The following is a 21,324-nucleotide window of genomic DNA, read 5'->3' as shown; positions in this document are numbered from 1 at the left end:
AGCCAGAACGTCGTTGTCGACGGTCAGGCGGGGCGGAAGGTCAGCTCGAACGTCGTCGGCTTGGCGTGCAGCTCGTACTTGGGCAGCACGCCGGGGCCGCAGGAGTTCGAGCCGAGGCCGGTCTGCGCGACGTCCAGGTTGAGGTGGATCAGCTCGCCGGGCACGAGGTCGACCGTGTGCTTGGCGGCGTCGAGGTCCTCGGTGGTCCACCGCCGCGCGGTCAGCTCGAACGTCGGGGAACCCTCGATCCGCAGCCCTCGCCCGTCCGCGCCGGTCAGCGTCGCCCACCGCACATCCGTGCGGTTCCCGTTCTCCTGGGGGTGCACGTACGGCGTCTGCAGCGCGTCGACGGATGCGCTGAACCGGCCCACCCGCGCGGCCTGTCGGGAGTCGGCGTACGCCTCCCCTGGCCCGCGCCCGAACCACTCGACCTGGTCGAGCGTGCCGGGCAGGGCCATCCGCAGGCCGAGGCGCGGCAGCACGCCCGGCCACCGGCCGTCGGGCTCGACGTCGAGCCGCAGCCGCAGCGCGTCGGGCGACGCGCTCCAGCGGTAGGTCGCGAACATCCCGATGGCGAGTGCCGGCGGCGCCACCCTGGCGCGGACGACGAGCTCGTCGTCGCCCCGCCGCACGTCGATGACGCTGTGCTGCAGGCGGTGCAGGCCGATGCCCCGCCAATGCTTCTCGATCTCGGGGTGGTCGTTGTCGGTCGGCGCCCGCCAGAGGTCGAGCCGCGGTGTGGCGACGGGGACGCCGAAGATCTCGGCCGCGCCACCGTCTGAGGAGGGCAGGAAAGCCACTTTCCGGTCCTCAGAGGGCAGGAAAGTGGCTTTCCTGCCCTCCCCGGCCGGGGCTGGGGCTGGGGCCGGGGCGGGGGCGATCGGCACCTGGCCCCAGGCGACGGTGTGGCCGGCCGGCGCCCACGGGGTCGCTTCGGTGAGGGCCGCTCGAACCGTCAGCCACGATTCGCCGGTTGTCTCCGGCAGCTTCGGCATCGCCACCTGCACGGATTCGCCGGGCCGCACGGCCGGCACGTCGAGCGTCCCGGTCTCGACCTCGACGCCCTCCTCTTCGAGCACCCAGGTGAACGTCAGGTGGTCGAGACCGCTGAAGTCGTAGTGGTTGGTGATCGTGAGCCCGGCATCGATCCGGACCGGCTCGATGATCTTGGCGAACTCGACGAGCCCCGGAGACGGCGTCCGGTCGGGGAAGATCAGCCCGTCGGTGATGAAGTTGCCGTCGTGGATCGGCTCGCCGAAGTCGCCGCCGTAGGCGAAGAACTCACGGCCCTGCTCGTCGTGCTGGCGGATGCCGTGGTCGATCCACTCCCAGATGAACCCGCCCTGCAGGTTCGGGTACTTCTCGTACAGCTCCCGGTACTCCAGCAGGCCGCCTGGCCCGTTGCCCATCGCGTGCGCGTACTCGCACTGGATGTACGGCATCCGGTTGGCCCGACCGATCGCCTCGACGTCCTTGTGGGAGGCGTACATCGTGCTGTGCACGTCGACGTACACGCAGTCGTAATCGCCCTCGTAGTGCACTGGGCGGGTGGCGTCGCGACCGCGCACCCAGTGCGCCATGTCCGCGAGGTTCTTGCCGGTGTGCGACTCGTTGCCGAGCGACCACATGATCACGCTGGGCCGGTTCTTGTCGCGTTCGACGGTGCGGGTGATCCGGTCGAGGTACGCCTCGCGCCACTCCGGCACAGCGGAGGGGTTGCGGTCCCAGTCGACGAGGTGGAAGCCGTGCGTCTCGAGGTCGCACTCGTCGATCACCCAGAGCCCGAGCTCGTCGCACAGCTCCAGGAAGGCGGGGTGCGGCGGGTAGTGGCTGGTCCGCACGGCGTTGATGTTGTGCCGCTTCATCAGCAGCACGTCCTCGCGCGCCGTCCCGTGCGGGACGGCGCGGCCGAGGTCGGGGTGGAACTCGTGGCGGTTGACGCCCTTGAACATGATCGGGCTGCCGTTCACGGTGATCTGTTTGTCGACGATCGCGACGGTGCGGAACCCGATGCGAACGGGCACCCGCTCGGTGTCGGTGGCGAGCGTGCCGTCGTAGAGCCGCGGCGATTCCGCGCTCCACGGCTCGACGGGGCCCGCGTCGATCGGACGGCTCACGGGGCTGTCGACGATGCCCAGCTCCGGGACGCTGAGCCGGGCTGCCGCGGTGGTCTCCACCCTGAGCAGCCCGGTGCCGGTGACGTGGTCGTAGTCGGCGCGCAGCCAGAAGTCGTCGATGCCGCCTTCGGGCCTGGCGAGCAGCGTGACGTCGCGGAAGATGCCCGACAGCCACCACATGTCCTGGTCTTCGAGGTAGCTGCCCGACGACCACTGGTGCACCCGCACCGCAAGCACGTTGCGACCGGTGCGCAGCACGTCGCTGACGTCGAATTCGGTCGGCAGCCTGCTGGCGCGGGTCACACCGAGCTCGGTGCCGTTCAGCCAGACCCGCCCGCAGGAGTCGATCCCGTCGAACCGCAGCACGGCCGGCAGCCCGGCCCAGGTGTCGGGCACCTCGAACGCGAGCCGGTGGTCGCCGGTCGGGTTCTCGGACGGCACGTTCGGTGGGTCGATCGGGAACGGGTAGACGACGTTGGTGTAGGCGGGCTTGCCGTGTCCGTGCATCTGCCAGTTCGAGGGCACCGGCAGCGTCGACCACCCGGAGTCGTCGAAGTCGGGGGCTTCGATGCCTTCAGGCGCCGCCGCCGCGCTCGGTGAGAGGTGGAACCGCCACTCCCCGCCGAGGTCGATGACGGGGGCGTCCGACCGGAACGCGGCACGGGCTGGTCGGGCGCCGCTACCGGGGGTGACGTCGGTGATGTACGACATGTGTGCTGGTGAGCCTCTCGGACGAGGTGCCGTGACCGTTCACGGAAGTGTGCGAGAGGCCGCTGCGGGAGTCAACACCCATGTCTCGCCTTCAGCCCTTCACAGCCCCCGCGGCGACGTTCTTGATGAAGTGCCGGGCCCCGAGCAGGAAGATCACCAGCAGCGGGACGACCGCGACCAGTGTCCCGGCCATGATCACGGCGTAGTCCGACGAGTAGAGGCCCTTCAGCAAGGAGAGCGCCACCTGCAGCGTCGTGTGCCTCGGGTCGACCAGGATGATCAGCGGCCACACGTAGTCGTTCCACACGCCGATGAACGTGAAGATGCCGAGGAACGCGAGCGCCGGCCGCAGCGCGGGCAGCCCCACGTGCCAGTAGGTGCGCAGGAAGCCGCACCCGTCCATCCTCGCCGCTTCGAGGAGCTCGTCCGGCAGCGCGCCGCCGCTGAGGTACTGGCGCATCCAGAAGATCCCGAACGCGTTGGCGGCAGCCGGGATGATCAACGCCTTCAGGTCGCCGACCCACCCGAGCTTGGCCATGATCAGGAACTGCGGGATCGCCGCCATCTGCATCGGGATGACGAACGTCGCGAGCAGGATCCCGAACAGCACGTTGCGCCCGGGGAACTGGTATTTGGCGAACGTGAACGCCGCGAGCGAGTCGAAGAACAGCACGAGCAGCGTTGTCACGACGGCGACGATGACCGTGTTGAGCAGCGCGCCGAAGAAGTCGATCCGCTCCAGCATCGTCGTGATGTTCGCGACGAGCTCGGGCCCGAACGTCAGCTTCGGCGGCGTCTTGTAGATGTCGGCCGTCGTGTTGGTCGCCATCACGACGAGCCAGTAGAAGGGGAAGATCGTGAGGATCGCGCCGAGGGCCATCAACACCCCGCCGAACACCTTCACCCGCAGGCTGGGGCTCATCGCGCCGCCCCGTCCCGCTGCGGGCGCTGCACCAGCCGCCAGTTGATCAGCGCGAAGAGCAGGACCACGATCACGATCCCCCACGCGATGGCGGCGCCGTAGCCGAAGTCGTTCTGCTGGAAGGCTCGCTCGTAGAAGTACAGCACCATCGTCCTGCCGGCGTTCTCCACGCCTCCGCTGACACCCACCAGGATCTGCGGCTCGACGAACACCTGCATCCCGCCGATCGCCGACATCAGGACGGAGAACAGCAGCACGGGCCGCAACAGCGGGAGCGTGACCTTGGTGAAGGTCTGCCACGCGTTCGCGCCGTCGATCTTGGCGGCCTCGATCACCTCGGGTGATATCGCCTGCAGGCCGGCCAGGAAGATGATCGCGTTGTACCCGACCCAGCGCCAGATGATCATCGCGGAGATCGTGACCTTGATGCCCCACGGGTCGGAGAGCCACCCGACCGGGTCCAGTCCGATCGCCGTGAGCAGGGCGTTGACGATGCCGAACTCCTCGGAGAACACCGAGCCGAAGACGATCGCCATGGCGACGATCGACGTCACGTTCGGGGTGAAGTAGGCGAGCCGGTAGACGCCCTTGAACCGGATCGCGGAGTTCAGGCCGAGCGCGACGAGCAGTGCGAGCACGATCATCGGCACCGTCGACATGACCCAGATGACGAGCGTGTTGATGATCGCGTCCCAGAACTCGCCGTCGGTGAGGAGGAACGTGAAGTTCTCCAGGCCCGCCCATTCCATCGGACCGATCCCGTCCCAGCGCTGCAGGGCGAGGTAGGCGGCGAAGAAGATCGGGTAAATGCCGAACACCGCGAACAGGATGTAGAAGGGCGAGATCGCGAGGTACTGCGGGAGGAACGAGAACCACGGCCGGGAGGTCTTGGTCGCGGGCGACTCGGCGGGCGCATCCACACGTGGCAGCACGTCTGTCATCGCTCCACTCCTGACTGCTTGAGCAGGCGGTAGATCAGCGTCTGTGCGTCGTTCCACGCCTGGTCGGGGTCCTTTCCGGCCTGCTCGACGTTCTTGATCTCGGTCTGGAAGTACGTCCTGATCCCGATGTCCATGTAGCTGAACGCCGTCTGCGGCACCCCGCGCGCTGATTCGGCGAAGACGTCGACGACGGTCTGGCCGCCGAAGAACGAGTCGGGCACGCGGACGGCCGGGTCGGTGAGCGCGTCGAGCGCGGAGGGGAACAGTCCCGCGTCGAGGTAGTGCCGGGCCTGGTTGGCCGGCGAGAGGATCCAGCTGACGGCGTCGAAGGCGGACTGCGGGTCGGGGCAGTACCGCGTGATCGCGATGAACGAGCCTCCGGCGTTGCTGGGGCCGCCGGGGCTGCGGCACACCCGCCAGTTGCCGGCCGTCGACGGTGCCGCCTTCTTGACGTCGTTGCTGGTGTAGGTCGGGCTGATGAACGCGGGCTGGACGCCGCTGTTCCACGCGGCCTGCCGGTCGGTCGAGTTGACGAAGGCGCCGCTCAACCCGAGCCGTGCGACGCGGACCCCGAGGTCCCAGGCCCGCCGCACGTGGTCCTGGTCGCCGATGTAGCGCCCGTCGACGTCGAGGTACTTCTTGGGGCCTTGGGCCAGCGCGTATTGGAAGATCTCGTTGGAGTCGGTGGCGATGACGGCGCCCGGCTGGGTCTTCTGCAACTCCTTCCCGAACGCGAAGAAGTCCTCCCACGTGTGGACGGCGGCGGCCACGTCGTCGGGCTCGCTAGGCAGCCCGGCCTTCGCGAAGAGGTCGGCGCGGTAGTAGAGGGCCGCGGGACCGGTGTCGATGGGGAACCCCATGAGCCGCCCGTCCGGGGTGGTACCGGCCTTCCACTTCCACGGCAGGTACTCGCCCTCGAAGCGGGCGGCGCCGAGGGTGTTGAGGTCGACGAACTGGTCGGCGTCGCCGAAGTACCGGGCGATGTCGTCGCTCAGCATGGTCATGTCGGGGATGTACGCGCCGCCGGAGAGCGTTGCGAGCAGCCGGCCGCGGAGGTTGTCGAAGCCGACGTTCACGGGTTCGAGCCCGGCGGCGGCGAACCGGGCGGCGGCATCGGTGAGGACCGTCGTGGCGAGCCCGCCGGTCCAGTACCAGAGGGTGAGCCGGCCTGGTGTCGCGGTGACCGGGCTCGCGCACCCGGCCGCCGCGAGCCCGAGCGCTGCGGCTGTCCCGGCTAGGAACCTGCGCCTGTTGATGGTCGTCATCGCGCCCCCGACAGCATTGTCGTGAACGGTCACGTGACCGCTCGCGCGAGAGTCTGTGAGCGGGCGCACAGAAAGTCAAGGCTGGGGGTCAGGTGCTTCTTGTCGTCAGGCGGAGCCGCGGACGTGCAGAGCCGGCGTCACCGTCGCCAGGCCCGCCGGTTCGCCGGCGAGCAGCTTGGCGACCTGCTCGATCGCCAGCGCGCCGAGCTGCCGGGTGTCGATCCGGATGCTGGTCAGCTGCGGCTCGACGATCTCGCCGAGGCTCAGCCCGTCGAAGCCGATCACGGCGCAGTCCTGCGGCACCCGCCGGCCCAGCTGCACCGCCCGCCGGATCGCGCCGATCGCGATCACGTCGTTGTAGGTGAGCAGCCCGTCGAGGTCCGGATGGGCCTCGAGCATCGAGGCCATGGCGCGCGCGCCGCCGTCGATCGACTGGTCGGCGCCGACCGCCACGCCGGTCAGGCCGTGCTCGCGCATCGCGTCGAGGAACCACCGTCGCCGCGAGCTCGGTGGGCGGTTGCCGCCGTGGTCGAGCATCCCGATCCGGTGCCGCCCGTCCGCGACCAGGTGCGCGACCGCCGCGCGGATGCCCGGCCCGCCGTCGATGTGGATCGAGGTGAACGTGGCCCCCGCCCGATCCCGGCCGATGTAGACGGTCGGCATTCCGTGCACGACCTTCTCGATGATCTCGACCGGCTCGTAGAAGTAGCCGACCACCGCGTCGACCTGCGAGCCGATCACACCCAGTGCGTCGAGCTCCAGCTCCCTGTCGTCGGCCGTGTCGTAGAGGAGCACGTGCCAGCCGCGCTGCCTGGCGGCGTCGAGCGCGGCGGCGGCGACCTCGGTGAAGAACGGGTTGAGCAGGTCGGGGATCACCAGCCCGATCGACGTCGTGTCCTGGCGGACCAGCCCGCGGGCGAACCGGCTCGGCCGGTACCCCAGCTCCCGCGCTGACTCCATGACGCGCCGCTTGGTGTCGCCGTTGATCTCGCCCTTGTCGTTGAACGCCCGCGACACGGTCTGGTACGAGACGCCCGCCGCCCTGGCCACGTCCCGGATGGTCACGCGCTTGCCGGCCATCGAGCCTCCTCCTGCGAAGGACGAAGCTAGCAGCGGTCGTTCTTCATCCGGTCCGACGCCCGAGGTGACCGTCGACAACGACGTTCTGGCTGTTTGTGAGCGCTAACAATAGCCAAAACGTCGTTGTCGACGCCTCAGCGGCCGCCCAGCCCGCTCATCGAGATGCCCTGGACGAACCAGCGCTGGGTGAGGAAGAAGATCACGATCAGCGGCACCGTGGTGATCGTCGCGGCCATCAGGAGCAGGTTCCACTGCGTGCCGTTGGTGTCCTGGAAGAACTGCAGGCCGACGGCGACGGTGCGGGTGGCGTCGCTGTTGGAGATGATCAGCGGCCAGAGCAGGTTGTTCCACTGCCCGATGAACTTGAAGACCGCGAGCGTCGCGATCGCCGGCACCGCGAGCGGGAGGATCACCTTGGTGAACGCCTGCCAGCGGTTGGCGCCGTCGAGCCTGGCGGCTTCCTCGTAGTCGCGCGGGATGCCCAGGAAGAACTGCCGCAGCAGGAACACCCCGATCGCGGTGAAGGCGTGCGGGAGGATCATGCCGGGCCAGGTGTCGATCCCGCCCAGCTTCGCGACCAGCACGAACTGCGGCACCAACGTCACCTGTGTCGGGATCATCAGGGTGGCGAGGTAGATCCCGAACAGCCAAGTGCGGCCGGGGAACTCCAGCCTGGCGAACGCGTACGCGGCGAGTGCCGCGGTGGCCGTCTCCAGGAGCGTCGTGCCGCCCGCGAAGATCACCGTGTTGAGCAGGAAGCGGCCGAGCGGGACCAGGTCGAAAGCTCTCGTCAGGTTCTCGGGGTGCCAGCTGCCGGGCCAGAATGACGGCTGCGCCGCCATCGACTCCGCGTCGGACTGGAAGGCGACCAGCACCATCATCACGATCGGGATCATCGTGACGGCCGTGACCAGGAAGCAGGTGAAGACGACCAACCTTCGCTTCGCGTCAGTTGTCATAGTGGACGAGCCTCCGCTGCAGGCGGAACTGGGCCGCGGTGATCACCACGATGAACGCGAACAGGACGAGCGACTGCGCGGCGGCGTAGCCCTGGTCGTAGTTCTCGAACCCGGTCCGGTAGATGTACATGACGAGCGTGGTCGTGCGGGTGCCAGGACCGCCGTCGGTCATGATCAGTGCCTGGTCGAACACCTGGAACGAGCCGATGATCGACGTCACGACCACGAAGAACATCGCGGGCGAGAGCATCGGCAGCGTGACGTTGCGGAACGACTGCCACGCGCTGCTGCCGTCGATCCGCGCGGCCTCGTAGAGCTGCTGCGGGATCGCCTGCAGCCCGGCGAGGAACACGACCATGCCGAACCCGAAGCTCTTCCAGACGCTCATCACGATCAGCGCCGGCATCGCCCAGGTGTCGGAGACCAGCCACGCCGGCCCGTCGATGCCGATCCAGCCGAGCGCCGTGTTGACCATCCCGCCGTGCGGGATGTACAGCCAGATCCAGACGAACGCGACGGCGACGGTGATCGTCGCGTAGGGGAGCAGGAGCAGCGAGCGGAACGCTGCGACCCGGCGCAGCCCCTGGTTGAGCAGCAGCGCGAGCGCGAGGCTCACGACGATCGTCAGCGGGACGCTCACGAGGGTGAAGTACGCGGTGTTCACCAGCGCCGACCAGAACGTGGGGTCGCCGCCGAGCCGCGCGAAGTTCTCCAGCCCCGTGAACTCAGGCGGGCTGAACAGGTTCCAGTCGAGCAGCGAGATCACGCCGGCCGCCACGACCGGCCCGGCCGTGAAGATCACGAACCCGATGAAGCTCGGGGCGAGGAAGAGCCACGCGGTGAGCGTCTGCTTGTCGCGCTCGCGCCATCGGGACCGCCTCGGCGGCGGTGCGCTGCGGGTCTCCGGCGGGACCGGAGCGGTCTGAAGGGCCACGACGACCTCCTGGGTGCGCGTCGAGCGGGGTCAGCGGCTGCGCTCTGTCGCCTGCCGCACCTTGTCCTGGTGCTGCGCCATCAGCGCGTCGAGCCGCGGGGTGATGCCGTCGACCGCCTCGCGCACCGACACCTGCCCCAGGAAGCTGCGGGGCAGGTCCTGCCCGAGCAGCTGGCGCACCTGGTTCCAGTTGGTCGTCACCTCGTAGTGGTGCCCGCCGGCGACCTCGCCGGCGAGGATGCGCTGGACGATCCCGAGGTTGGCCGGTGGTGGCAGGAACGCGGAGCCCGCGGAGAACCGCGCCGGGTTGTTGCGGCCCGCCTTGGCGTAGATGTCGAGCGCTGCGGTGCTGGTCAGCGCCTTGAGCAGGGTCCAGGCGAGCGGGAGATCGCGCTCGGACGTCCCGGCCGGGATCGCAAAACCGGAGCCGGACACCCGGGGTGTGCTGCCGGCCGGCCCCGCGGGGAACGGCACGATGTCCCACTCGAACTCGGCCTTGCGCGCGTTGACGACCTGCCACGGCCCGTTCTGCATCATCGCGACGTTGCCCTCGAGGAAGTTGGCGAGCGCGTTGACGGTGACGAGGTTGCTGATGGGTGGGGTGGCCTGGTCGCGGACGAACAGGTCGGCCACGAACTCCAGCGCCGCGAGGCTCTCCGGGCTGCCCAGCGCGCTCGCCGTCGCGCCCTCGTTCATGACGTTGCCGCCGCCGCAGTAGAGCCACGAGACCAGGTCGTCGATCGCGGGGGCGCAGGAGAAGCCGTACTGGTCGGCGGGTCGGCTGAACTCGATGGCCAGCTCGCGGAACTGCGCCCAGCTCATCGGCTCGGTCGCCGACGGCATCGGGATGCCGTGCTTGTCGAAGATCGTCTTGTTGCAGTAGAGGACGGTCGGGGCGACGTCGAACCCGATCGCGTAGGTGCGGCCGTCGAACGAGGAGATCTTGCGGATGTCGGGGTAGAAGTCCTCGATGTCGAACTCGGGGTCGTTCGCGATGAGGTCGTCGAGCGGGCGGTGCGCGCCGCGCGCCGCATAGGTGGGCAGCATCCAGCCGTTCAGCGCGGTCACGAGGCTCGCCGTGCCGCTGACCAGCTGCAGGTCGAGCTTCGTGACGTACCCGTTGGACGAGGTGAGCGTCGGGATCGACGGCACCCCCATCTGCTGCTCGACGAAGGTGCTGAAGTCGGCCCACACCTTCCCCTCGGCGGGGCTGCTGGACCACATCGACCATGTGGCGGCGCCGGCCGGGCGGGACGCGCACCCGGCGAGCAGCGCGGCGGCGCCGCCCACACCGGCCCACCGCAACAGGTCGCGGCGTGAGAGCGAGGGGGACATCGTTGTCTCCTGGGTTGTCCGGAGGGGATCAGACGAACACGAGTTCCTGCGCTTCGGAGCGGATGCGTTCCTCGTCGACCTCGACGCCGAGACCCGGAGCGGTCGGCACGGTCGCGACGGCCTTGGTGATCGCCAACCCGTCGACGTAGAGGTCGGCCAGCAGCTCCGGCCCGTTCAACTCGGCCGGCAGGGCGAGCTCAAGCTGGGCGAACAGGTGCAGCGCGGCGGCGAAGCCGACACCGCAGTCGGTGAGGCCGCTCGCCAGCAGCTCCAGGCCGCTCGCCGTCGCGACCTGCGCGGTCTTGAGCGCCTGCCGGATCCCGCCCGCCTTGCAGATCTTGACGACGACCAGGTCGGCGGCGTCGAGCGCCACGGTCCGCGCGAGGTCGCGCGCGGTGAAGCTGCCCTCGTCGATCGCGACCGGAAGATCGATCATCGAACGGACCCTGCGCATCGCGAGCACGTCGGTGCCGTCGACGGGCTGCTCGACGCAGTGGATCGCCGGCACCTCCGAGACGGCGTCGAGCAGCCTGCGCAGCGAGCTCGGGCGGTAGGACTGGTTCGCGTCGAGCCAGAGCGGCTTCCCGCCTGCCGCCTCGCCGGCGGCGGTGACGGCGGCGATGTCGGCGTCGAGCTCACCACCGATCTTCACCTTGTAGGCGGCGTAGTCCGACGACTGCTGCACCCGCTCGCGCACCTCCTGCGGCCCGTCGACGCCGATCGCGGAGCAGAGCGGGATCTCGTCGCGGAGCCGGCCGCCGAGCAGGGCGTGCACAGGAAGCCCGGCGATCTTGCCGGCAGCATCGTGCATCGCGATGTCGACGGCGGCGCGGGCGAACGGGAACCCGTTCGACACGGCGGGGGACAGCCGCCGGGCCGCGCGGGTGTGGAACAGCTCGACGTCGAACGGGGTGAGCTCCAGCAGGATCGGTTCGAGGTGGCGCTTGATCACCACGGCGATCGTCTCCGCGGTCTCGTAGCTCCAGCTCGGCAGCGCGCGCTGCTCGCCCCAGCCGACGACCCCGTCCTCCGTCGTGATCTTCACGAAGATCACCGAGCCGGCTCGCTCCGGTGTGCCGACCGCGCCGCTGCCCAGCACGAAACCCTTGGCGAACGGGACGGCGACGGCGAAGACATCAACCGATCTGATGCGCGACATGTGCCCGTCCCTCAGGCCGCGATCGACCACGAGGCCGGGTCGACGAAGCTGGGCCCGCGCTGCCCGCTCTCGAGGTAGCGCAGGACGTCGGCCATGACGTAGCCGGCCAGCGCGAGGTGCCCCTCGGCGGTGTCGCCCGCGATGTGCGGGGTGAGCAGCAGGTTCGGCGAGGCGAGCACGTCGGCCGGCAGGCTCGGCGGTTCGGGGTCGTAGACGTCGAGCGCGGCGAGCAGGCGCCCGGCCAGCAGGTGTTCGAGCAACGCGGCCTGGTCGACGGCGGGGCCGCGCGCGGAGTTCACGATCACCGAGCCGTCGGGGATCAGCTCGACGTGCTTGCGGCTGACCAGCCCGCGCGTCGCCGGCACGTCCGGGACGTGCAGCGATACGAACGCGCAGCCGAGCGCCTCCTCGAGCGAACCGGTCCGCACGCCGAGCGCGGCAGCCCGGTCGGCGTCGAGGTAGGGGTCGTAGACCACGACGTCGCAACCGAACGGCGCCAGCAGCGTGATCAACGCCCGAGCGGTGGAGCTGGCGCCGAGCAGCCCGACCGTCGCGCCCGCGAGCTCGTGCCCACGCAGATGCGGCTGCTTCCAGGCGCCGCTGCGGACGCCGTCGTCGAGCTGGGGGAGCCGGCGCGCCAGCGTCAGCATCGCGGCGAGGCAGTACTCGCCGACTGACCATGCGATCCGCCCACCGGCCGAGAAGACGGCGACGCCGTGCTCGAAGACGGCCGGATCGACCAGTCGCTTCACCGAGCCGGCGGCGTGCGCAACGACCTTCGGACCATCGCCGTCCGCCCAGATCGAGGCGGCGAGCGGCGGGGTGCCCCAGCTGGTCAGGACGACGTCGGCGCCCGCGGCCATGCCGGCCAGGTCCTGGCCCGGTGCTGCCCAGGTGACGGTGAACCGGTCTTCGAGGAGCTCCTTCGTCTGCGCGCTGCATACGTCGGCAGCACGCTCGGGGGTCATGGCGACGGCGAGCTTCGGCATGCGAAGGACGGTAGGTGCGTGCTGTTATGCGCGTCCAAGCCCAATTCCGCATGAACCGATACCTTTCGGAGCATGGAACTCTCGCTGGCGCAGCTCCGCGGGTTCGTCGCGGTCGCGGAGGAGCAGCACTTCGGCCGGGCCGCCGCGCGGCTCAACCTCACGCAACCGCCGCTGAGCCGCCAGGTGCAGGCCGTCGAGTCGGCGCTCGGCGTGAGCCTGTTCGACCGCACCGGCCGCGGCGTGCGGCTGACCTCGGCGGGCGAGGTGTTCCTCGCGCACTGCCGCCGGGTCCTCGCGCTGCTGGAGGCCGCGCCCGTGGCGACCCGGCGGGCAGCGGAAGGCCGCACCGGGACGTTGCGGCTCGCGTTCACCGCGATCGGCGCGTACGCGGTGCTCGCCGACTTCCTCGCGATGGTGAACGCGCGGGTGCCCGCCGTGAGCGTCGCGCTGACGGAGCTGGTCAGCCCCGCGCAGTTCGCCGGGCTCGCCGACATGGAGATCGACCTCGGGCTGGTGCGCCCGCCGATCCCCGACCGCTTCGAGTCGGTGCTGGTGCACTCGGAGGACCTCGTCGTCGCGGTGCCGGCCGAGCACCCACTGGCGGGCTCACCCGGGCCCGTCGCGCTGACCGACGTCACCGACGACTACATCGGGTACAGCCCGGAGGGCTCGCGCTACCTGCACGACATCTGCGCCGCCATGATCGGCATGAACCGGTACGCCGTGAGCCAGCTGGCCTCCCAGGTGCCGACGATGCTGGCGCTGGTCAGGGCCGGGCTGGGCAGCGCGCTCGTGCCGCGCTCGATCATGGGGATGCGGGTGGACGGCGTGCGCTACCTCGAGCTGGCGGCGGCCGACGCGCACTCCGTGACGCTGCACGCGTGCTGGAGCCCGGACAACCCGAACCCCGCCCTGCACAGGGTCGTGGAGTCGCTCGACCGCGTGGCGGTGGGCGCGCCGTAGCGCAGCTCACCGGGTTCTGGGGAGGGCAGGAAAGCCACTTTCCGGCCCTCACAGGGCAGGAAAGTGGCTTTCCTGCCCTCGCGTTCGCAACGCTGCGCGCCCTGTTCGTGCACCCACCTCGTCCACGGCGGCGCACCCGAACCGCACCCGGTACGGATTCCCATCCCTCGTGGCGGCCGGGAGTGCCAGGAAAGTGGCTTTCCTGGCATCACAGGACAGGAAAGTGGCTTTCCTGGCACACGCCGGCCTCGCGGCGTGGTCTCGTCGGCGGCGTGCGCTGCGATCTGCATGACTCCGCCGTTCAGGGGGCGTGCGGGCCGGGATAAGGTCCCGGCCAGTAACTCTCCGGAGGTGTCGCATGGCTGGTCGGCTACGCAGGGTGCAGTGGGCGGCGCTGGCCGCCGCGGGCCTCGTCGCGCTCGCGGCGTGCGGGGGCGGCGGCGGTGGCGGTGGCGGGGATGCCACGGGCGGCGGCGCGAAGGACACGTTGGTGGTCGACACCGCGTTCCTGCTCAAGAGCGCCGACCCGGCCAGGTCGTTCGAGACGACCGGCAGCATCATCGACCACGTCATGTACGACACGCTGCTGACGTTCGACGGCAGCGACGCGACGAACCCGAAGCCGCTGGTCGCCGAGAAGTTCGAGGCCAGCGCCGACGGCAAGACCTTCACCTTCACGCTGCGTGACGACGTGACGTTCGGTGACGGCACCAAGCTCACGTCGAAGGACGTCGTCTACTCGTACAACCGGGTCAAGAACGTCAAGGGCAACCCGAGCTTCCTGCTCGAAGGCGTCACCACCACCGCGCCGGACGCCAAGACGGTCGTGCTGACCTCGGAGAAGCCCAACCCGGGGCTGCCCTACATCATCCCGAACCCCGCGCTCGGGATCGTCAACTCCGCCAAGGTTGCGGCTGCGGGAGGCAACGACCAGCCCGGCGCCGATCAGGCGGACAAGGCCGAGGCGGCGCTGAACAAGGAGTCGATGGGAACCGGGCCGTACAAGCTCGAGAGCTACGACGTGCAGAGCGAGGTCGTGCTCGCGGCCAACCCGACGTACTGGGGCCCGAACAAGCCGACCTACCAGCGGATCGTCATCCGCAACACCGACGCGTCGGTGCAGAAGGTGAACGTGCAGAAGGGCGACGCGCAGCTGGTGCTCGACCTCTCGGCCGACCAGTCGCAGGGCCTCGCCTCCGATTCGGTCAAGGTCGACGCGACGGCCTCGAAGACGCTGTTCTACCTGGCGGTCAACGCCAACCCGGAGGTCTCGGCGACCACGTCGAACAAGGACTTCCTCGAGGCGGTGCGCTACGGGATCGACTACGACGGGCTCGTCCAGCTCGGCGGCACCGGTTCCCAGCAGTCCGCCGGTGTTGTCCCCGACGGCTTCCTCGGGGCGCTGGCCAAGGACAAGGCGGTCAAGCGGGACGTCGCCCGCGCGAAGGCGGCGCTGGCCCGCTCCGGCGTCGCCAACCCGTCCATCAAGATCAGCTACGCGAGCGACCTCCCGGTTGCCGGCATCGCGATCGGCGACCTCGCCACGCGCGTGCAGGAGAACCTCAAGGAGGTCGGCATCACCGTCGAGCTGGCGCCGTCACCGGCGGCGACCTCGCTCGACGCGTTCCGCAGCGGCAAGGAGCAGGGCGCGCTCTGGTTCTGGTACCCGGACTACCCGGACCCCAGCGACTACCTCGTCTACCTGCCCGGCGGCAACCTCGGCAAGCGCGCCGGCTGGAACGAGGGCGCCGACGCCGGCCTCACCGAGCTGGGCGCGCAGGCCGCGAGCGAGATGGACAAGGACAAGCGCGCCGCGCTCTACCAGCAGCTGCAGCAGCAGCTGAACGAGCGCGGGCCGTTCCTTCCGCTGTTCAACCCCTCGCAGGTGTTCGCGTACTCGAGCTCGGTGAGCGGCGTGGCCTACCACTCGGCGTGGACGATCGACCTGGCGGACCTCCGCTGAGCGGGCCCCCGAACACGACGCCCCCGACCCCGGCGCCCCCGACGCCTCCGGTCACACCGGGGCCGGCGGCGGCCGGGGGCGGCCGCCGGCACCGCGTGCTGCTCCGGTTCGTCCTGCGGCGGTTGCTCGCCGGCGTGCTCCTGTGCGTCGGCGTGACGCTCGTGTCGTTCCTCCTGACGAACGCGGTGCCGGGCGACCCGGTGACGGCGAACCTCGGCCAGCGCGCCGTCGAGGACCCGGCTGCCGTGGCGGCCTTCCGTGAGGCGCACGGGCTCGACAAGCCGCTGCCCCAGCAGTACGTGATCTACCTGGGCAACCTGCTGACCGGCGACTTCGGCGAGTCGCAGCAGACGCACCGGCCGGTCGCGACCGACCTGGGCGACAAGGTGCCGGCGACGCTTGAGCTCGCGCTCACCGCGATCGTGATCACGCTGGTGGTCGGGGTGGGCCTCGGGGTCGTCGCGGCGCTCGCCCGCGACCGGTGGCCCGACCAGGTGCTGCGGGTGGTCAGCCTGTTCGGGGTGTCGATGCCGACGTTCTGGCTCGCGCTCGTCGGCTACTACTTCATCTCGTTCCAGCTCGACCTGCTCCCGGCGGGCGGGCGGCTGCCGCCCGGCACCCGGCCGCCCACAGCCATCACCGGGATGTACACGCTCGACGCGCTGCTCACCGGGAACTGGACGGCGTTCGGAGCGGCGTTCAGCAGGCTGCTGCTGCCGGCGCTCGTGCTGGCGGCGTTCACGGTGGGCGTGATGCTGCGGTTCACCCGCGCCGCGGTGCTGGAGGTGCTGGGCAACGACTACGTGCGCGCCGCGCGGGCGAAGGGCCTGCCGGAATCGACGGTGGTGCGCCGGCACGTGCTGCGGCCGGCGCTGGTCTCGGTGATCACCGTGGCCGGGGTGGCGTTCGCGAACCTGCTCTCCGGCACGGTCCTCGTCGAGAAGATCTTCAGCTGGCGCGGGGTCGGCGAGTACGCGTTCACCAGCGCGCTCGCGCTCGACCTGCCGGCGATCATGGGCGTGAGCCTGGTGGTCGCGGTGGTGTACGTGCTGGTCAACCTGGTCGTGGACGTCACGTACGGGCTCGTCGACCCGCGGATCAGGCAGTCGTGAGCACACCGGCCGAGCCCACCGCCGACCCAACTGTCGACACAGCCACCGACGCGCGCGCGATCGGTGTGCTGACCCGCTCGCCGTGGCGCCAGCCGCTTGCAGTGATCGGCATCGTGGTGATCGTCGGATGGCTGCTCGTCGCGGTCCTCGCCCCGATGATCGCGCCGGCCGATCCGCTCGCGCAGACGTTCGGGAAGCTCAGCCCGCCCTCGGCGGAGCACCCGTTCGGCACCGACAACCTCAACCGCGACGTCCTCAGCAGGGTCCTGCACGGCGCCCGGATCTCGATCCCGCTGGCGATGCTGCTCGTCGTGCTCTCCGCGGTGGTCGGCGCGATCATGGGCGGGATCGCCGGCTACTTCGGCGGCTGGGTCGACGCCGCGATCATGCGGGTCACCGACCTGGTGTTCGCCTTCCCGGCGATCATCCTGGCGATGGCGGTCTCGGCTGCGCTCGGCCCCGGGCTGAGCAACGCCGTGCTCGCGCTGACGATCGTGCTGTGGCCCGGCTACGCGCGGGTGATCCGGGGGCTCGTGCTCTCGGCGGGGCAGCAGGAGTACGTGCAGGCCAGCCGGCTGCTCGGCTCGTCGGCGCTGCGCACGCTCACCGTCGAGCTCGGCCCGTCGGTGGCCGGGCCGGTGCTCGTGCTCGTCGCGCTCGATGTCGGCAACGCGATCCTGCTGCTCTCGGGGCTGTCGTTCCTCGGGTTGGGCGCGCAGCCGCCGGCGGCGGAGTGGGGCGCGATGGTCTCGGCGGGGACGGCCGTCTTCGACAGCTGGTGGGTCGGCCTCTTCCCCGGGCTCGCGATCCTCACGGTCGTGCTGGGCTTCAACTTCCTCGGCGACACGATCCGCGACGCACTCGACCCGCGCACCGCGCGCGCGATCAGGAGCTGACGATGGCCCTGCTGGAGGTGACGGGCCTGCGGGTGCGGCTGCCGCGCCGCGGCGGCTGGACCAGCGTCGTCGACGGGATCGACCTCGCCGTCGACGCCGGTGAGGTGCTCGGTGTCGCAGGCGAGTCGGGCAGCGGCAAGACGATGTCCGCGCTGGCGCTGCTCGGGCTGCTGCCGCACGGCGCGCGCACGGAGGGGTCCGCGCGCTTCGCCGGCCGCGAGCTGGTCGGCATGGGCGAGCAGCAGCTGCGCGACGTGCGCGGCAAGGAGATCGCGATGGTCTTCCAGGACCCCGCGACCGCTCTCCACCCGATGCTGCCGGTGCGTACCCTGCTCACCGAACACGCCCGCCACCACCTCGGCATCAGCAAGCAGGACGCCGGGAAGCGCGCGCTGGAGTTGCTGGAGCAGGTGCGGATCCCGGATCCTGCCCGGACGCTGCACGCCTACCCCCACGAGCTCTCGGGTGGCATGCGGCAGCGGGTCGCGATCGCGGCCGCGCTGGCCTGCGGGCCGAAGCTGCTGCTCGCCGACGAGCCGACGACGGCGCTGGACGTCACCGTGCAGGCCGGGATCCTCCGGCTGCTGGACCGCTTGCGTCGTGAGACCGGGCTCGCCGTCATCGTGATCACGCACGACCTCGGGGTGATCTCGGCGCTCGCCGACCGGGTGGTCGTGATGCGTGGCGGTGTGGTCGTCGAGGACGGGCGCACGTCCGAGGTCCTGACCTCGCCGACGCACGAGTACACGCGGTCGCTGCTGGAGGCGTTGCCACCTGCGCACCGGGGGAGCGCGTCGTGAGCGAGCTGGAGCTGCGCGGGGTCGAGGTGACCTACCGGCGGGACGGCCGTGCCGTGCGTGCGGTGGACGGCGTCGACCTCTCGGTCGCGCCCGGCGAGGTCGTCGGGCTGGTCGGCGAGAGCGGCTGCGGTAAGTCGAGCCTGGCCAGGGCCGCGGTCGGGCTGCTCGCGCCGAGCGCCGGCGAGGTGCTGCTGGACGGGCACGCGGTGGCGCCGCTGCGGCGCCGCGCCCGCCCGGCCGCGCAACGCAGGCTGCAGCTGGTGTTCCAGGACCCCTACTCGTCGCTGAACCCGCGGCGGCGGGTCGGGCGCCAGCTCTCCGACGCCGTTCGGCTCGCGACCGGCACGACCGCCGGATCGGCGCGGGTGGCGGAGCTGCTCGAACTGGTGGGGCTCGACCCCGCGATGGCGCAGCGGTACCCGCACGAGCTCTCCGGTGGGCAGCGGCAGCGGATCGCAGTCGCGAGGGCGCTGGCCGCCGAGCCGGTGCAGCTGGTGGCCGACGAGCCGATCTCGGCGCTCGACGCGTCGGCGCAGGCGCAGGTGGCCGACCTGTTCGTGACGCTCGCCCGCAAACTGGGCATCGGCGTGCTGTTCATCTCGCACGACCTCGCGATCGTGCGGGAGATCGCCGACCGGATCGCGGTTATGTACCTCGGGCGGGTCGTCGAGATCGGCCCGACCGCGCAGGTGTGGGACCGGCCGCGACACCCTTACACGGCGGCACTGACCGCCGCGGTGCCGCGCGCCGACGGGGCCGGCACGCTCCCTCAGGACCTGCCGGGCGACGTGCCCGATCCCGCCGCGCCGCCCTCGGGCTGCCACTTCCACCCGCGCTGCCCGCTGGCGATCGACGACTGCTCGACCCGCGACCCGCGCCTGCTCGACCTCACCCCCGACCACGCGGCGGCGTGCATCCTGCTGGAGGACGAACCCGCGGTACCAGGCCGCTGACGGGGTCGGGGCCGCGCGCCGTCGCTTTCCTGAACCCACCCCGCACGGGTGGGGGCCACAGAGGGTGACGGGTGCCGTCAGCCCTCGAAGATCAGGGCGTTGACCATGCGGGTGATCTCCTCGATGAGCGCGTCGACGGGGACGTTCGTGCCGTTGAGCGCCCAGTCGTAGACCAGCTCGTTGAACGCGCCGATGAACGCGATCGCCGCGAGCGAGTAGTCGCGGTCGGGGGCCTCGCCGGCATCGACGGCCGCGCGCACGGTGGCCTCGATCGTCGCGGCCCGCCTGCGGCGCCACCCCAGTCGGTGCTCCTCCACGGCCGGGCTGACGCCGAGCATCTCGACGAACGCGATCCGCGCCCGCTTGGGGTCGCCGAAGACGTGGTCGAGGAAGGCTCGGATCGACCGGTCCACCCGCTCGGGTGTCGGCAGCTCCATCGCGCCGGCCAGCGCGCCGGCCGTGGCCTTTGCCGCCCCCGTCATCACCTCGTCGTACACCGCGATGAGGATGTCCTCCCGGCCGCGGAACTCCTCGTAGAAGTTGCGCGTCGAGATCCCCGCCGAGGCGCACAGCTTCTCGATGGAGGTGGCCCGGTATCCGTCGGTGCCGAACAGGTCGAGCGCGGCGGTGAGCATGCGCTCACGGCGGTCGGCACGTCGCTGCTGTGGGCTCCGCCCGCTGTAAGGTCGCTCGCTCCCGTCCATTGCCGCGCGAGTCTACGGTTCGCCGCTCAGAGGTGTCCCCTCAGCGCCTCGGAACGGCGCGTCCGCCTCGCACGACGTGTGTTGCGGGGCCCTCTCCGCCGCCCTCGCGCAGGAACGTCAGCCACGGGGATCCGTGCGGTTCCCGTGGCGACGCGAACCGGAACGTCGTGCCTCCGGCGGGGGTGAGCGGCGCCTGGAACGGCGGCGAGCTCGCCCGCTTGGAGAAGCCCGGGCGGTACGTGCCGTGCAGGCGCCCGTCCGATGTCAGTTCGACCGTGATCTCCATGTCGGCCCCGCCGAACGTGCCGACGGCGTCGGCGGGCTCGATCGTCCCGGCGCCGAACTGCGCGGCTCCGATGCGGGGTGCCAGCGTGTCCGCGACGCCGGTCAGCTGCTCGATCACCTCGGAGATCATCGTTGTGGCCACGTCGTAGCCGGGGTCGCCGACGGTCAGCACGCACAGCGCGATCTGCAGGTCCGGGACGAGCACCAACTGGCTCTCCTGCCCGTTCACCGCGCCGCGGCTGCGCATGACGAGCGGGCCGGCCGAGCGGATGATCTCCCAGCCGAGCCCCCACGTCGCACCGGAGTCGGGATCGGCGACGGCGGTCTGCGGCTCGCGCATCACGCGTGCCGACGCGGGGCTGAGCAGGTAGCGGCCGTCGGGCCCGCGCCCGTCGCGCAGGTGCAGCTGGGCGAACGCCAGCAGGTCGGCGACGCTGGTCGCCATGGTGCCTCCGGCCGGCCCGGCCGACTGCGGGAGCAGCCACTCGTCCACCGGCACGAGATCGGTCCGGCCGGGACGTCGCAGGTGCCCGACGGCGAGCCTGTGCACCATCGCCTGCTCCGGCTGCGTGAACGTGCGGCGCAGCCCGAGCGGCTCGATCAGCCGATCGCCCAGCGCCTGCGCCCACGTCGTGCCGGTCAGGCACTCGATGAGCCTGCCCAGCACGACGTACCCGGCGGGGCAGTAGGAATGCATGCTGCCCGGTCGGTGCATCTGCTGCAGCTCGTCGAACCCCGCAACCGTGCGCTCCAACGCGTCCCGGCCGCTGAACGGCGGCGGTTCGGCGTCGCCGTAGAAGCCGCCCGTGTGGGACAGCAGCTGGCGTGCGGTCACGGAGTCGGCGACGGCCTCGTCGGCAAGGCGCAGCTCGGGCATCAGGTACGCGTTGACGGGCACGTCGAGTTCGAGACGGCCCATGTCGACGAGCTGCATGACCATCGTCGCCGTCCAGGTCGTCGCGACCGGGCCGGCGAGGAAAAGGGTGTCGGTCGTGACCGGGACGCCGTCGACGCCCAGCTTCGTCACGCCGCTCGTCGTGGTGGTCACAGCGCCGTCGACGAGCAGCCCGAGCGCCGCGCCAGGCACTCCGTGCAGCGCACACAGCTCGTCGAGCCTGCCGGTCAGACTGCCTGTCGCGGGCACTGCGACATCCGCTTCGGCGGTCATGGTGGTCCCCCCTCGGTCCCAGTTCCGCGTATGCACGAAGTACAGGACATCAGAGGGCATCGGCGAGG

Annotated in this window: 18 protein-coding genes; 6 read left to right on the top strand and 12 right to left on the bottom strand. The window is 70.6% G+C overall.

Going from position 1 to position 21,324, the window contains the following annotated elements; translation table 11 throughout:
• Positions 1–23 precede the first annotated feature (23 nt).
• From LL648_RS23610 to LL648_RS23565, 10 genes are all read right to left on the bottom strand, one after another.
• Positions 24–2,828, bottom strand: a complete 2,805-nt coding sequence (locus LL648_RS23610; protein ID WP_232664875.1) for a glycoside hydrolase family 2 TIM barrel-domain containing protein — start codon at positions 2,826–2,828, stop codon at positions 24–26.
• A gap of 91 nt (positions 2,829–2,919) precedes the next feature.
• Positions 2,920–3,750 carry a carbohydrate ABC transporter permease gene (locus LL648_RS23605; RefSeq protein ID WP_232664874.1) on the bottom strand — a complete coding sequence of 277 codons (831 nt, stop codon included), beginning with the start codon at positions 3,748–3,750 and terminating at the stop codon, positions 2,920–2,922.
• Positions 3,747–4,691 carry a carbohydrate ABC transporter permease gene (locus tag LL648_RS23600; RefSeq protein WP_232664873.1) on the bottom strand — a complete coding sequence of 315 codons (945 nt, stop codon included), beginning with the start codon at positions 4,689–4,691 and terminating at the stop codon, positions 3,747–3,749. Before LL648_RS23600 ends, LL648_RS23605 begins: the two co-directional genes overlap by 4 nt.
• Positions 4,688–5,956, bottom strand: coding sequence for an ABC transporter substrate-binding protein (locus tag LL648_RS23595; RefSeq protein WP_232664872.1), 1,269 nt, complete (start codon positions 5,954–5,956; stop codon positions 4,688–4,690). Before LL648_RS23595 ends, LL648_RS23600 begins: the two co-directional genes overlap by 4 nt.
• 105 nt (positions 5,957–6,061) lie before the next feature.
• Positions 6,062–7,036: a LacI family DNA-binding transcriptional regulator gene (locus tag LL648_RS23590; protein WP_232664871.1), complete on the bottom strand. Its 975-nt coding sequence runs from the start codon at positions 7,034–7,036 to the stop codon at positions 6,062–6,064.
• 134 nt (positions 7,037–7,170) lie between these two features.
• The gene (locus LL648_RS23585; RefSeq protein ID WP_232664870.1) at positions 7,171–7,995 is read right to left on the bottom strand and encodes a carbohydrate ABC transporter permease; all 825 of its coding nucleotides are present in this window, start codon (positions 7,993–7,995) and stop codon (positions 7,171–7,173) included.
• Positions 7,985–8,929 (bottom strand): carbohydrate ABC transporter permease, encoded by a 945-nt coding sequence (locus LL648_RS45340; protein WP_232664869.1) that lies wholly within the window; start codon positions 8,927–8,929, stop codon positions 7,985–7,987. The genes LL648_RS23585 and LL648_RS45340 overlap by 11 nt, the downstream gene beginning before the upstream one ends.
• 30 nt (positions 8,930–8,959) lie before the next feature.
• A complete protein-coding gene (locus LL648_RS23575; protein WP_232664868.1) occupies positions 8,960–10,264 on the bottom strand; it encodes an ABC transporter substrate-binding protein in 1,305 nt (434 codons plus the stop codon).
• A gap of 28 nt (positions 10,265–10,292) precedes the next feature.
• Positions 10,293–11,423, bottom strand: coding sequence for a mandelate racemase/muconate lactonizing enzyme family protein (locus tag LL648_RS23570; protein WP_232664867.1), 1,131 nt, complete (start codon positions 11,421–11,423; stop codon positions 10,293–10,295).
• Positions 11,424–11,434: 11 nt separating this feature from the next.
• Complete coding sequence (locus LL648_RS23565; RefSeq protein WP_232664866.1) at positions 11,435–12,412, bottom strand: hydroxyacid dehydrogenase; 978 nt, start codon at positions 12,410–12,412, stop codon at positions 11,435–11,437.
• Between the two features lie 72 nt (positions 12,413–12,484).
• On the opposite strand from LL648_RS23565, the gene LL648_RS23560 reads away from it, so the two are divergent.
• The 6 genes from LL648_RS23560 (at position 12,485) to LL648_RS23535 (ending at position 19,099) form a co-directional block, all read left to right on the top strand.
• Positions 12,485–13,375 (top strand): LysR family transcriptional regulator, encoded by an 891-nt coding sequence (locus tag LL648_RS23560; RefSeq protein WP_232664865.1) that lies wholly within the window; start codon positions 12,485–12,487, stop codon positions 13,373–13,375.
• A gap of 358 nt (positions 13,376–13,733) precedes the next feature.
• The gene (locus LL648_RS23555; protein ID WP_232664864.1) at positions 13,734–15,338 is read left to right on the top strand and encodes an ABC transporter substrate-binding protein; all 1,605 of its coding nucleotides are present in this window, start codon (positions 13,734–13,736) and stop codon (positions 15,336–15,338) included.
• Positions 15,308–16,450, top strand: a complete 1,143-nt coding sequence (locus LL648_RS23550) for an ABC transporter permease (RefSeq protein WP_232664863.1) — start codon at positions 15,308–15,310, stop codon at positions 16,448–16,450. Before LL648_RS23555 ends, LL648_RS23550 begins: the two co-directional genes overlap by 31 nt.
• Positions 16,447–17,346: an ABC transporter permease gene (locus LL648_RS23545; protein WP_232664862.1), complete on the top strand. Its 900-nt coding sequence runs from the start codon at positions 16,447–16,449 to the stop codon at positions 17,344–17,346. Before LL648_RS23550 ends, LL648_RS23545 begins: the two co-directional genes overlap by 4 nt.
• Positions 17,347–17,348: 2 nt before the next feature.
• Positions 17,349–18,146 carry an ABC transporter ATP-binding protein gene (locus LL648_RS23540; protein ID WP_232664861.1) on the top strand — a complete coding sequence of 266 codons (798 nt, stop codon included), beginning with the start codon at positions 17,349–17,351 and terminating at the stop codon, positions 18,144–18,146.
• Complete coding sequence (locus LL648_RS23535) at positions 18,143–19,099, top strand: ABC transporter ATP-binding protein (protein WP_232664860.1); 957 nt, start codon at positions 18,143–18,145, stop codon at positions 19,097–19,099. The genes LL648_RS23540 and LL648_RS23535 overlap by 4 nt, the downstream gene beginning before the upstream one ends.
• Positions 19,100–19,176: 77 nt before the next feature.
• Here LL648_RS23535 and LL648_RS23530 read toward each other — a convergent pair whose 3' ends face one another.
• Together LL648_RS23530 and LL648_RS23525 are read right to left on the bottom strand one after the other, a co-directional pair.
• Positions 19,177–19,734 carry a TetR/AcrR family transcriptional regulator gene (locus LL648_RS23530; RefSeq protein ID WP_232664859.1) on the bottom strand — a complete coding sequence of 186 codons (558 nt, stop codon included), beginning with the start codon at positions 19,732–19,734 and terminating at the stop codon, positions 19,177–19,179.
• Positions 19,735–19,843: 109 nt separating this feature from the next.
• Entirely contained in the window at positions 19,844–21,256 is a 1,413-nt protein-coding gene (locus LL648_RS23525) for a serine hydrolase domain-containing protein (protein WP_232664858.1), read from the bottom strand.
• Positions 21,257–21,324 lie beyond the last annotated feature (68 nt).

This window comes from Pseudonocardia sp. TRM90224 (genome assembly GCF_021245725.1).
Taxonomy (GTDB): domain Bacteria; phylum Actinomycetota; class Actinomycetes; order Mycobacteriales; family Pseudonocardiaceae; genus Pseudonocardia.
This window is presented reverse-complemented; position numbering and strand designations above follow the sequence as displayed.